Source organism: Streptomyces anatolicus (genome assembly GCF_019400875.1).
Classification (GTDB): domain Bacteria; phylum Actinomycetota; class Actinomycetes; order Streptomycetales; family Streptomycetaceae; genus Streptomyces; species Streptomyces anatolicus.
The window spans coordinates 1-12,238 of the sequence record NZ_WMBF01000183.1; the positions used below are offsets into that span (position 1 = coordinate 1).

The 12,238-nt window shown below is 69.9% G+C and carries 11 protein-coding genes; 8 read left to right on the top strand and 3 right to left on the bottom strand.

All coding sequences use genetic code 11. The annotated features are described in order from the left end of the window. The first annotated feature begins 197 nt into the window (after positions 1-197). From eno to GKQ77_RS17755, 5 genes are all read left to right on the top strand, one after another. Positions 198-1,478 (top strand): phosphopyruvate hydratase, encoded by a 1,281-nt coding sequence (eno, locus tag GKQ77_RS17735; RefSeq protein WP_219689759.1) that lies wholly within the window; start codon positions 198-200, stop codon positions 1,476-1,478. 125 nt (positions 1,479-1,603) lie between these two features. Then, entirely contained in the window at positions 1,604-2,083 is a 480-nt protein-coding gene (locus tag GKQ77_RS17740) for an FtsB family cell division protein (RefSeq protein ID WP_219689760.1), read from the top strand. A gap of 97 nt (positions 2,084-2,180) precedes the next feature. Continuing rightward, positions 2,181-2,714 (top strand): DUF501 domain-containing protein, encoded by a 534-nt coding sequence (locus GKQ77_RS17745; RefSeq protein ID WP_125513209.1) that lies wholly within the window; start codon positions 2,181-2,183, stop codon positions 2,712-2,714. Further along, the gene (locus GKQ77_RS17750; protein ID WP_219689761.1) at positions 2,711-3,682 is read left to right on the top strand and encodes a Ppx/GppA phosphatase family protein; all 972 of its coding nucleotides are present in this window, start codon (positions 2,711-2,713) and stop codon (positions 3,680-3,682) included. Before GKQ77_RS17745 ends, GKQ77_RS17750 begins: the two co-directional genes overlap by 4 nt. Positions 3,683-3,759: 77 nt before the next feature. After that, a complete protein-coding gene (locus GKQ77_RS17755; protein WP_219689762.1) occupies positions 3,760-4,125 on the top strand; it encodes a hypothetical protein in 366 nt (121 codons plus the stop codon). 29 nt (positions 4,126-4,154) lie between these two features. Here the strand turns inward: GKQ77_RS17755 and GKQ77_RS17760 are convergent, their stop codons facing one another. After that, positions 4,155-4,589, bottom strand: coding sequence for a VOC family protein (locus GKQ77_RS17760; protein ID WP_219689763.1), 435 nt, complete (start codon positions 4,587-4,589; stop codon positions 4,155-4,157). A 120-nt stretch (positions 4,590-4,709) separates the two neighbouring features. On the opposite strand from GKQ77_RS17760, the gene GKQ77_RS17765 reads away from it, so the two are divergent. From GKQ77_RS17765 to GKQ77_RS17775, 3 genes are all read left to right on the top strand, one after another. After that, positions 4,710-5,303: a TetR/AcrR family transcriptional regulator gene (locus tag GKQ77_RS17765; protein ID WP_219689764.1), complete on the top strand. Its 594-nt coding sequence runs from the start codon at positions 4,710-4,712 to the stop codon at positions 5,301-5,303. Positions 5,304-5,665: 362 nt separating this feature from the next. Then, positions 5,666-7,075, top strand: a complete 1,410-nt coding sequence (locus GKQ77_RS17770) for an NAD(P)/FAD-dependent oxidoreductase (protein WP_219689765.1) — start codon at positions 5,666-5,668, stop codon at positions 7,073-7,075. Between the two features lie 151 nt (positions 7,076-7,226). Further along, on the top strand, positions 7,227-8,525 hold the full coding sequence (locus GKQ77_RS17775) for an SAM-dependent methyltransferase (protein WP_219689766.1): 1,299 nt from the start codon (positions 7,227-7,229) through the stop codon (positions 8,523-8,525). Between the two features lie 94 nt (positions 8,526-8,619). Here GKQ77_RS17775 and GKQ77_RS17780 read toward each other — a convergent pair whose 3' ends face one another. Together GKQ77_RS17780 and GKQ77_RS17785 are read right to left on the bottom strand one after the other, a co-directional pair. Beyond that, the gene (locus GKQ77_RS17780) at positions 8,620-11,133 is read right to left on the bottom strand and encodes an ABC transporter permease (RefSeq protein WP_219689767.1); all 2,514 of its coding nucleotides are present in this window, start codon (positions 11,131-11,133) and stop codon (positions 8,620-8,622) included. Between the two features lie 131 nt (positions 11,134-11,264). Then, complete coding sequence (locus GKQ77_RS17785) at positions 11,265-12,035, bottom strand: ABC transporter ATP-binding protein (protein WP_219689768.1); 771 nt, start codon at positions 12,033-12,035, stop codon at positions 11,265-11,267. Positions 12,036-12,238 lie beyond the last annotated feature (203 nt).

Below are 12,238 nucleotides of genomic sequence, written 5' to 3' on the forward strand. Positions count from 1 at the left end.
CGCCCCCCCTGTTCGCTACCAGCGAGTAGAAAAGGTGGGCTTACGCCCTGTTTCCCGGGTGTTTGCGCCCCCGACCGTCCCAGGGGCCGGGCGGTCGGCTGGCCGAAGGCTCCGGGCCGGTTAGGCTCAGGAGGCGCAGGGCCGAAGCGGCCCGGCGTAATCGTGTATACGCGTCACACTCCCAGAAGGAGATGCTCGTGCCGTCCATCGACGTCGTCGTAGCCCGGGAAATCCTGGACTCCCGAGGCAACCCCACGGTCGAGGTCGAGGTCGGCCTCGACGACGGCAGCACCGGTCGTGCCGCCGTCCCGTCCGGTGCCTCCACCGGTGCCTTCGAGGCCATCGAACTCCGTGACGGTGACCCCAACCGTTACCAGGGCAAGGGCGTGGAGAAGGCCGTCCTCGCCGTCATCGAGCAGATCGGCCCGGAGCTGGTCGGCTACGACGCCACCGAGCAGCGCCTGATCGACCAGGCCATGTTCGACCTGGACGCCACCGACAACAAGGGCTCGCTCGGCGCCAACGCCATCCTCGGCGTCTCCCTCGCCGTCGCGCACGCCGCCTCCGAGGCCAGCGACCTGCCGCTCTTCCGCTACCTCGGCGGCCCGAACGCGCACCTGCTGCCCGTGCCGATGATGAACATCCTCAACGGCGGGTCGCACGCGGACTCGAACGTCGACATCCAGGAGTTCATGATCGCGCCGATCGGCGCCGAGTCGTTCTCCGAGGCGCTGCGCTGGGGCACCGAGGTCTACCACACGCTGAAGAAGGTCCTGAAGAGCAAGGGCCTGGCCACCGGCCTCGGCGACGAGGGCGGCTTCGCCCCGAACCTCGACTCCAACCGCGCCGCCCTCGACCTCATCCTCGAGGCCATCAAGGAGGCCGGTTACGTCCCCGGCGAGCAGATCGCGCTCGCCCTCGACGTCGCCGCGTCCGAGTTCTACAAGGACGGCACGTACCAGTTCGAGGGCAAGTCCCGCTCGGCCGCCGAGATGACCGAGTACTACGCGGAGCTCGTCGCCTCGTACCCGCTCGTCTCCATCGAGGACCCGCTCTTCGAGGACGACTGGGCCGGCTGGAACGCCATCACCGAGAAGCTCGGCGACAAGGTGCAGCTCGTCGGCGACGACCTGTTCGTCACCAACCCCGAGCGCCTGGCCCGCGGCATCGAGGAGAACTCGGCCAACGCCCTGCTCGTCAAGGTCAACCAGATCGGTTCGCTGACCGAGACCCTGGACGCCGTCGAGATGGCCCAGCGCAACGGCTTCAAGTGCATGATGTCCCACCGCTCCGGCGAGACCGAGGACGTCACCATCGCCGACCTGGCCGTCGCCACCAACTGCGGCCAGATCAAGACCGGCGCCCCGGCCCGCTCCGAGCGCGTCGCCAAGTACAACCAGCTCCTGCGCATCGAGGAGATCCTCGACGACGCCGCGGTCTACGCCGGCCGCAGCGCCTTCCCGCGCTTCAAGGGCTGAGCGGTCGCACGGGCTGAGCACGCTCGCGCAGCCCTGTAGTTACCTACGTCCCCGCACCCGGTCCCGTACCGTGTGCGGGGACGTACGTACGTTTACGCGCCGCGCTGCTCTGGGGAGGCGGAACCATGGCCAAGGCCGGGACCAAGGACCGGTTCTCCACGGCTACCCGCCTGCGGCTGCTCGGCGAGCAGACCGCCGAGCGCGTCTACCGCTCCCAGACCAAGCGCCAGGCGCGCCGCTCCCGGCTCACCGGCCGCGCCGCCCTCCTCGCGCTCGTGATCTGCTCCCTGGTCGTCGCCCTCGCCTACCCCATGAGGCAGTACGTCTCCCAGCGCGCCGAGATCGACGATCTGCGCCGCCAGAAGGCCGAGCGCCGGGCGGATGTCGAGAAGCTGCGCGACGAGAAGGCCCGCTGGCAGGACGACGCGTACGCGGAGCAGCGCATCCGGGACCGGCTGCACTACGTGATGCCGGGCGAGACCGGGTTCACCGTGATCGACCCCGCGGCGGCGAGGAGCCGGCGCGCGGATCAGGGTGCGGCCTCGCGCCCCTGGTACTCGAACGTGTGGGACGGCGTCGACAAGGCCGACCGCCCGGACGACTGACCGGCCCCGATCCGACCTGACCCGAATTGACCCGAACCGATCCGAACCGAACTGACCGTCGATCACCCGCCGATCGACCACTGATGGAAAGACAGGCATGGAAACGCCCCCGCCGACCACCCCGCGCACCGAGCCCACCGACGCCGACGTCGAGGCCTTCAAGCAGCAGCTCGGCCGACCGCCGCGCGGGCTGCGGGCCATCGCGCACCGCTGCCCCTGCGGTCAGCCGGACGTCGTCGAGACGGCGCCGCGCCTCCCGGACGGGACGCCGTTCCCGACCACGTACTACCTGACGTGCCCGCGGGCCGCGTCCGCGATCGGCACCCTTGAGGCCAACGGCGTCATGAAGGAGATGTCGGAGCGTCTGACGACCGACCCCGAGCTGGCCGCCGCCTACCGCGCCGCCCACGAGGACTACCTCGCGCGCCGCGACGCCATCGAGGTCCTTGAGGGCTTCCCGAGCGCGGGCGGCATGCCGGACCGCGTGAAGTGCCTGCACGTCCTGGTCGGCCACTCGCTGGCCGCGGGCCCCGGTGTGAATCCGCTCGGCGACGAGGCGATCGCGATGCTGCCCGAGTGGTGGGCGAAGGGCCCCTGCGTCACCCCCTGCGCGCCCGAGGGCGACGCGTGACCCGCGTCGCCGCCGTCGACTGCGGCACGAACTCGATCCGCCTCCTGGTCGCGGACGCCGACCCGGTCACCGGTGAACTCGTCGACCTGGACCGGCGGATGACGATCGTCCGCCTGGGCCAGGGCGTGGACCGGACCGGCCGTCTCGCCCCCGAGGCCCTGGAGCGCACCTTCGCGGCCTGCCGCGAGTACGCCGAGGTGATCAAGGAGCATGGCGCCGAGCGGGTCCGCTTCGTCGCCACCTCCGCGTCCCGCGACGCGGAGAACCGCGACGAGTTCGTCCGGGGCGTCCTGGACATCCTGGGCGTCGAGCCGGAGGTCATCACCGGCGCGCAGGAGGCGGAGTTCTCCTTCACCGGCGCGACCAAGGAACTGACCGGCCGCGACGACCTCGCCAAGCCGTACCTGGTCGTGGACATCGGCGGTGGTTCGACGGAGTTCGTGGTCGGCGCGGAGAAGGTGCGGGCGGCCCGCTCGGTGGACGTCGGCTGCGTCCGGATGACCGAGCGCCATCTCGTACGCGACGGGGTCGTCGCGGACCCTCCGACACGGGAGCAGTTCGCCGCGGTCCGCGCGGACATCGAGGCGGCACTCGACCTCGCCGAGGCCACGGTCCCGCTGAAGGAGGCGCGCACGCTGGTGGGCCTGGCGGGCTCGGTCACCACGCTCGCCGCGATCGCCCTCGGCCTGGAGACCTACGACAGCACGGCGATCCACCACTCCCGCCTCTCCTACACCCAGGTCGCCACGATCACCGCCCGCTTGATGACAGCGCCCCACGCCGAACGCGCCGCGATCCCGTCAATGCACCCGGGCCGCGTCGACGTGATCGCGTCCGGCGCCCTGGTCCTGCTCGCGATCATGGACAGGATCGGCGCGCAAGAGGTGATCGTGAGCGAACACGACATCCTGGACGGCATTGCTTACCAGGTGGCGGAGGATGTCGAAGCGGGGCGGAATCTTGGCTGACCTGCGACGATTCCTCCGGATACGTCGTCCGTAGACTCCAGGGGCTGCGGGCCGAGATCGGCTCGAGAGGGGTTGCCATGTCGCAGACCGAGGGTGCGCGGCTGTTCCGCGAAGCGTGGATCGCGGGGGTGCGGAAGTACTTTCCCGGAGAGCCGAAGCCGGGATATGTGACTCCCTGGGAGGAAACACCCGAGTGGGAGCGGCAGGCCGCGGGTGCCGTGTACGAACAGGTTCGGCAGCTCCTCGACCTCAGTGGTGGGCATGCGTCGCGGCTGAGCCGTGAGCAGAAGAGCCGGTTTGTCGCCACCGCCTGGACGGCTCAGATGTACAGGCACTTCGAGGATCCGAAGCCGGGATACGTGGCCGACTGGCCGGCCCTTCCCGAGTGGCAACAGGAGACTGACGCGGACATCTTCGAGGCCATTGAGGAAGACGTCGCCTGACGGCTCCCAGGGCCCGGTCCGCGGGGCGTCTACGGGGTGTGGCCCGGGGTGTACTGGGCCGCGTACTCGTCCGTCGGCGGGATGACCGTGATGACGTCGATCAGCACGCCGTCCGGTGCCGCGACGATGAAGTGGCGTTGGCCGAACTCCTCCGTGCGCAGGGGGAGGAGTTCGGGCAGGCCCGCCTCGTCGACCAGTCTGCGGTGTTCCGCGTCTGCGTCGTCGACCTCGAAGTTCAGCAGGAGGCCGCCCTTGAGCGCCGTGCGGTGACCCTCGGGGAGCGTGGGGTGGGTGTGGTCGAGCAGGGCCAGTTCGTACTGCGGGGCGTCCGGGCGGCGGAGGCTGACGTACCAGTCCGCCTCGAAGGTCACCTCGAAGCCGAAGTGCCGGGTGTAGAAGCGGCGTGCCGCGGCGACGTCGCCGGTGGCTATCACCGGGTAGAAGCTTCCGAGCTTGGTCTGCATGGTGGGTCCCCTTCTGTCTCTACGCCCTGTACGCCCTGTACGCGCATTCGCATACCCCGGGTATGTGAGAGCTGAGACGGTAACATACCCGAGGTATGTGAAAAGGGAGGCGGATCAGGGATGGCTGGCACGCGGGCCGAGCAGCGCGCGGCGACCCGGCGGGCGCTGTTGGTCGAGGGGCGGCGGAGGTTCGCCGTCGACGGCTATCACGATGTGGTCCTCGCCGAGGTGGCGCAGGCCGTCGGGGTCACCAAGGGCGCGGCCTACCACCACTTCGAGAGCAAGGCCGGGCTCTTCCGCGCCGTCGTCGCCGAGGTGCAGCGCGAGGTGGGCGAGAGGGTCGCCGAGGCCGCTGAGCGGCATGAGGATCTCTGGGAGCAGCTGCGGGCCGGGTGCCGGGCCTTCCTCGCCGCCGGGCGCGACCCCGTGGTGCGCCGCGTCGTACTGATGGACGCCCCGGCCGTACTGGGGTGGGACGAGTGGCGGGCCATGGACGAGGACTCCTCCGCCCGGCACCTGACCGAAGCACTCGACGCCCTCGTCGCGGCCCGCGTCATCGCCGACCAGCCCGTGGAGCCCCTCGCGCGCCTGCTGTCGGGGGCGATGAACGAGGCGGCGCTGTGGCTCGCGCGGTCGGCGGATCCGGGCGCGCCGGACAAGGCGGAGCAGGCCCTGGACCGCCTCCTGAGCGGGCTTCGCGCCCCGAACGGCTGACCTCGGGGCCCTGCGGTGACGCCCTGTCGGGAAAGTTCGTGAAGTTCTTCACAAGGAATTCGGCCCTCGCGGACGAGGTTCTTGCCCGCCGAGGCCCGGAATGGGTCATTCAGAGGCTTCCCGGCGTGTGGCCGCCGCGTTTCGGGAAAGGAGCCGAGGAGTGAAGCGGAGTGGTGGTCCACTCCGGGCGAGGAGCCGGAGCGGCAGCTCACAAGGGGTGGACAACGACTCGCGTTACACCGTGGTTCCCCTGGGACGCCATGACCTCGGTCACGTGGGCGGCGAAGTGTAGCAGAGCCCCTTGGGATGCTTGTGAAGGGGCGCACGAGCGACCCCCGCCGGACGGGTGGATACTCGATGGCATGAGCACCACGGAGCGTCCCAGGATCCTCGTAGTAGGCGGTGGGTACGTAGGCCTGTACGCAGCTCGGCGCATTCTCAAGAAGATGCGCTTCGGAGAGGCGACCGTCACGGTCGTCGACCCCCGGTCGTACATGACTTACCAGCCCTTCCTCCCCGAAGCCGCCGCCGGCAGCATCTCGCCGCGGCACGTCGTCGTCCCGCTGCGACGCGTGCTGCCCAAGGCGGAGGTACTCACCGGCCGGGTCACCACCATCGACCAGGACCGGAAGGTAGCCACCATCGCCCCGCTCGTGGGCGAGGCGTACGAGCTGCCCTTCGACTACCTCGTCATCGCGATGGGCGCGGTCTCCCGCACCTTCCCGATCCCCGGCCTCGCCGAACAGGGCATCGGCATGAAGGGCATCGAGGAGGCCATCGGCCTGCGCAACCACGTTCTCGAACAGCTGGACAAGGCCGACTCCACGACCGACGAGGACGTCCGCCGCAAGGCGCTGACCTTCGTCTTCGTCGGCGGTGGCTTCGCGGGTGCGGAGACCATCGGCGAGGTCGAGGACATGGCCCGCGACGCGGCCAAGTACTACAACAACGTCAAGCGCGAGGACATGCGCTTCGTCCTCGTCGACGTCGCCGACAAGATCCTCCCCGAGGTCGGCCCCAAGCTCGGCCAGTACGGCAAGGAGCACCTGGAGGGCCGCGGCGTCGAGGTCTACCTGAAGACCGGCATGGACTCCTGCGTGGACGGCCACGTCGTCCTCAACAACGGCCTGGAAGTCGACTCCAACACGATCGTGTGGACCGCCGGCGTCAAGCCGAACCCGGCGCTCACCCGCTTCGGTCTGCCGCTCGGCCCCCGCGGCCACGTGGACACCAAGACCACGCTCCAGGTGCAGGGCACGGACTACATCTGGGCCGCGGGCGACAACGCCCAGGTGCCGGACATGGCCGCCCGCAAGGCAGGCAACGAGAACGCCTGGTGCCCGCCGAACGCCCAGCACGCGCTGCGCCAGGCCAAGGTCCTCGGCGACAACGTGATCTCCGGCATGCGGGGCTTCCCGCAGAAGGAGTACAGCCACGCCAACAAGGGTGCGGTCGCCGGTCTCGGCCTGCACAAGGGCGTCGCGATGATCGTCATGGGCAAGATGAAGATCAAGCTCAAGGGCCGTCTCGCCTGGTACATGCACCGCGCGTACCACGGCATGGCGATGCCGACGTTCAACCGCAAGATCCGCGTCTTCGCGGACTGGACGCTCGGCATGTTCCTCAAGCGTGAGGTCGTCTCCCTCGGTGCTCTGGAGGCCCCGCGCGAGGAGTTCTACGAGGCCGCCAAGCCGGCCCCGAAGCCGCAGGCCGCGGCCGAGCCCGCCCCGGCGGACAAGGCCAAGTCCGAGGAGAAGGCCAAGGCCTCCTGACCTCGCGTCACTGATCCACCCCGAAGGGGGCCGCCCGCCATCCGTGGTGCGGGCGGCCCCCTTCGGCGTGCGCCGGGACTGCGCGAGGGCCCTTCGGTGTTTACGTGGTGTGCGGACCGTCAAGCGGTCCTTCCTCACGGAGGTGTGCGCCATGGAGAACGCCGCACTGCGGCTGAAGGAACTCGCCGAGCGGCTCATCGGAGCCGAGCTGCCGGTACGCATCCGCGGCTGGGACGGTTCCGAGGCCGGACCCCCCGGCGCCCCCACGCTCGTCGTACGCGACCGCCGCGCCCTGCGCCACCTCCTGTGGAAGCCGGGCGAACTGGGCCTCGCCCGCGCCTGGGTCGCCGGTGACCTGGACGTCGACGGGGATCTCTACGAGACCCTGGACCGGATGGCGGGGTTCATCTGGGAGCGCGGCGAGGACGCGAGGACCCTGCGGCAGGCCGTGCGCGACCCCGAGTTCCGCGCCGCCGCCCGCAAGCTGCTCGCCCTCTCCGCGCCCTTCCTGCCGCCCGCCCCGCCACCGGAGGAGCGGCGCAGACGCGGCCGCCTCCACCGGCACACCAAGCACAGCGACCGGCGGGCCATCAGCCACCACTACGACGTGGGCAACGACTTCTACGAGCTGGTGCTCGGCCCCTCGATGGTCTACTCCTGCGCCTACTGGGCCGCGCCCGACGCCACCCTGGAGGACGCCCAGCGCGACAAGCTCGAACTCGTCTCCCGCAAGCTCGGCCTGGAGCCCGGCATGCGCCTGCTCGACGTCGGCTGCGGCTGGGGCTCCATGGCGATCCACGCGGCCCGCGAGCACGGCGTCAACGTCGTCGGCGTCACCCTCTCCCAGGAGCAGGCCGCGTACGCCAGGAAGCGCATCGCCGAGGAGGGGCTGACCGACCGGATCGAGATCCGCGTCCAGGACTACCGCGACGTGCGCGACGGCCCGTACGACGCGATCTCCTCCATCGGCATGGCCGAACACGTCGGCTCCGAGCGGTACTTGGAGTACGCGCACGATCTGCACGCCCTCCTGAAGCCGGGCGGGCGGCTGCTCAACCACCAGATCGCGCGCCGCCCGCAGACGGACGAATCGGCGTACTCGGTCGACGAGTTCATCGACGCGTACGTCTTCCCCGACGGGGAGCTGGCGCCGGTGGGGACCACCGTGAGCCTGCTGGAGCGGGCCGGGTTCGAGGTGCGGGACACGGAGGCCATCCGTGAGCACTACGCCCTCACCCTGCGCGGCTGGGTCGCCAACCTGGAGGCGGCGTGGCCCGAGGCCCAGCGCCTCACCTCGCCCGGCCGCGCCCGCGTCTGGCGGCTCTACATGGCCGCCTCCGCGCTCGCCTTCGAACGCAACCGCATCGGCGTCAACCAGGTCCTGGCGGTGAAGACCCCCGAGGACGGCGCCTCGGGGCTGCCGCTGCGCACCCGGGAGTGGCGGGCCTGACCGCGTACGCACGAGAGGCCATGAGCGCGTACGTACGTGGAAGGGGCCCCCGGCGGTGAATCGCCGGGGGCCCCTTCCACGTACCGCTGACCGCCTACTCGCTCTTGATGGCCATCAGCGGGTTCAGCTTCGCCGCGCTGCGGGCCGGCCACATCGCCGCGAGGACGCCGACCAGGGCCGCGATCCCGAGGAAGACCACGATGCGGGCGAGCGGGATCTCCATGGAGTACGTGGAGACGCTGTTCGAGATGGTGCCGCCCGCGACCCAGCCCATGAAGAGGCCGAGACCGATGCCGAGCACCGCGCCGAACAGGGAGATGATGACCGCCTCGAGGCGCACCATCTGCTTGACCTTCGCGCGGTCCAGGCCGATCGCCCGCAGCATGCCGATCTCGTGCTTGCGCTCGAAGACCGACATGGCGAGGGTGTTGATCACGCCGAGCACCGCGATCAGGACGGCCATGGCGAGCAGGCCGTAGAGCATGTTCAGCATCATGTTGATGGCGCCGGCCACCGCGTTGCTGATCGCGTCCTTGTCCTGGACGGTGATGGCGGGGTTCTCGCCGAGGGCCTTGACGATGGCGTCCTCGGCCTTGTCGGAGGCGCCGCCCTTCATCTTCACGAGCACCTGCTTGTCGACGACCTTGGTCAGGTGCTTGTCGACGAGGGAGGTGGGGGCGAAGACGCCGCTGAGCATCTCGTTGCCCTCGTAGACCCCGGAGACCTTCGCCTCGACCGTCTTGCTGTCGTCGTCGAACTTCAGCGGGAAGGTGTCGCCCGCCTTGAGGCCCTGGTCCTTGGCCAGCTCGTCGTCGATGAGCACCCCGCCGGCCTTCAGGCCCTCCGCCGAGCCGCCGGTGAAGTCCATGCCGACCAGGCTGCCGAAGGTCTTCGGGTCGACACCGGAGATGTTGGTGTAGCCGCCGTCGGCCTCGCCGTACGCCTGGCGCAGCGGGCTGGTCGCCTCGACGTCCGGGATCTTGTCCAGCTTCTCGCGGACCTCGGGGGTCAGCGGCTGGAAGTTCGCCATGGAGACGCTGTAGTCGGCCTTCATGGAACCGGCGGCCATCTTGTTGATGGCGGTGCCCATGGAGGTGGCGACGACCGTCATCGCCGTGATGAGGGTGAGGCCGATCATCAGCGCGGAGGCGGTGGACGCCGTACGGCGCGGGTTGCGCACCGAGTTGAGGCGGGAGAGCTTGCCGGTGACGCCGAACGGCCTCAGGAGCGGGGCCGCGGCGGCGATGAACGGGCGGGAGAGCAGCGGCGTGAGGACGATGACGCCGACGAGCATGACGCCCGCGCCGCCCGACTTCACGTAGTTGTCGTCCATGAAGAGCATCAGCGCGCCGAGGGCGACGATGACGGACCCGATGGTGTTGCGGACCACGAGGCCGCGCGTGGTCGGCGTCGCGTGGACGCTGTTCATCGCGGCGACCGGCGGGATCCGCGCGGCGCGGCGGCCCGGCAGCCAGGCGGCCAGCATCGTCACGACGACGCCGATGAGCAGGGCGACCAGGATCGTGGTCGGGGCGATGACGAGCGGGCCCGAGGGCAGCGAGGCACCGGCGGAGTTCATCAGGGACTCCAGGCCGACCGCCACGCCGATGCCGAGCGCGAAGCCGGTCACGGCGGCGATCACACCGACGAGGAACGCCTCGATCAGCACGGAGCGCGTCACCTGGCGGCGCGAGGCGCCGACGGCCCGCATGAGCGCGAGCTCCTTGGTGCGCTGGGCGACCAGCATGGTGAAGGTGTTGGCGATGATGAAGATGCCGACGAAGAGCGCGATGCCCGCGAAGATGAGCAGGACCTGGCTCATGGAGCTGGTCTGCTCCTCGATCATGCTGTCCTGCTGGGCCTTCAGCTCCCCGCCCGTCATGGTCGGGTGGTCCTCGGGCAGCACCTTCTCGACCGAGCGCTCAAGGGCCGCCTCGGAGGTGCCCCCGGCCGCCTTCACGTCGATCTCGTCGTACTGGGTCTTGTTCAGCTCCTTGAAGGCGGTCTTGTTGTCGAACACCACCAGGCTGCCGCCCGCGACGACGCTGCCCTCGTCGGTGTCGAAGACGCCGCTGACCTTCGCGGTGCGGACCGGGCCGTCCGTCGAGTAGCGGACGGTGTCGCCCACCTTGTAGCCGGTGCGGCTCGCGGTACGGGAGTCCAGGGCGAGGTCGCCCGCGGACTTCGGGGCGGCGCCGTCGGTGAAGTCGTAGCGCGGGTCCTTGCCGTCCTTGCCCGGGTAGTAGTTGGCGCCGGTGGTGCCCCACTCGCCGCCGACGAGCTTGCCGTCCTTGTCGGCGAGCGCGGTGAACCCGGAGACGGAACCGAGCGCGGACTCGGCGCCGGGCAGCTCCCCGACCTTCTTCAGGAGGGAGTCGGTGAGCTGGGGCTTCTCCTTCTTCTCGTCCTCACCCGACCCGCCTTCGGAGAGGACGGCGACGGAGACGTGGTCGAAGCTCTTCGCCGACTTGTTCTTGTAGGCGTTGCCGAAGGTGTCGGTGAAGACGAGGGTGCCGGACACGAAGGCGACACCGAGCATGACGGCGAGCACGGTCATCAACAACCGGGCTTTATGCGCGAGCACATTGCGCAGGGCGGTACGGAACATGGGTGTGAGTCCAGGTGAGGGGGGAAGGAGCGCCCCGTCAGGGGCAGGAGGGCTGGGGAAGCGCCCCGTCAGGGGCGCGGGGAACTGCGCGACCAGCCACAACGGCCCCGCAGTAGAAGATGAACCGGCGCTTAGCTGGTCCGCCCCTTGGCGTCAAAGTGCTTCATCCGGTCAAGCACGCCCTCGGCGGTCGGCCGGTGCATCTCGTCCACGATCCGCCCGTCAGCAAGAAAGATCACGCGATCCGCGTAAGACGCGGCGACCGGGTCATGCGTGACCATCACGACGGTCTGCCCGAGGTCCCGCACGGAGTTCCGCAGGAACCCAAGCACCTCCGCGCCCGAGCGCGAGTCGAGGTTTCCGGTCGGCTCGTCACCGAAGATGATCTCCGGCTGGGAGGCGAGCGCGCGGGCCACCGCGACCCGCTGCTGCTGCCCGCCGGACAGCTCGGTCGGCCGGTGGCTCAGGCGCCCCGAGAGGCCGACCATCTCGATGACCTGCTCCAGCCACCGCTTGTCCGGCTTGCGGCCCGCGATGTCCATGGGAAGCGTGATGTTCTCCAGGGCGGTGAGCGTCGGCAGCAGGTTGAACGCCTGGAAGATGAAGCCGATCTTGTCCCGGCGGAGCTTGGTGAGCTGCTTGTCCTTGAGCGTGGACAGCTCGGTCTCGCCGAGGCGGACCGACCCCGAGCTGAAACTGTCCAGGCCCGCGACGCAGTGCATCAGCGTCGACTTGCCCGAGCCCGAGGGGCCCATGATCGCGGTGAACTCGCCCTGTCCGAAGTCGACGGAGACGTGGTCCAGGGCGACCACCTGGGTCTCACCCTGTCCGTACACCTTGGAGAGATCCGTGGCGCGCGCGGCCACGGCTGTGGCGCGGGTGGCGAAGGGGGTGGTGGTCACGGGACGGTGCTCCTGTCGGGACGACGAGTGGGGACTTACTCCATCGTGCTGCCCGATCGGTGCCGTGTAGTCAGCCGCTGTTCCGGTTCCGGGGGCCCTCTCGAGTCGGACCCGGGTGCGCCGTGTCATACCTGGGGATGAGGGGCGCCCCTGAGAGGGGAGGACGGGCGTCCCTGAGAGGGGAGGACGGGCGTCCCTGGGAG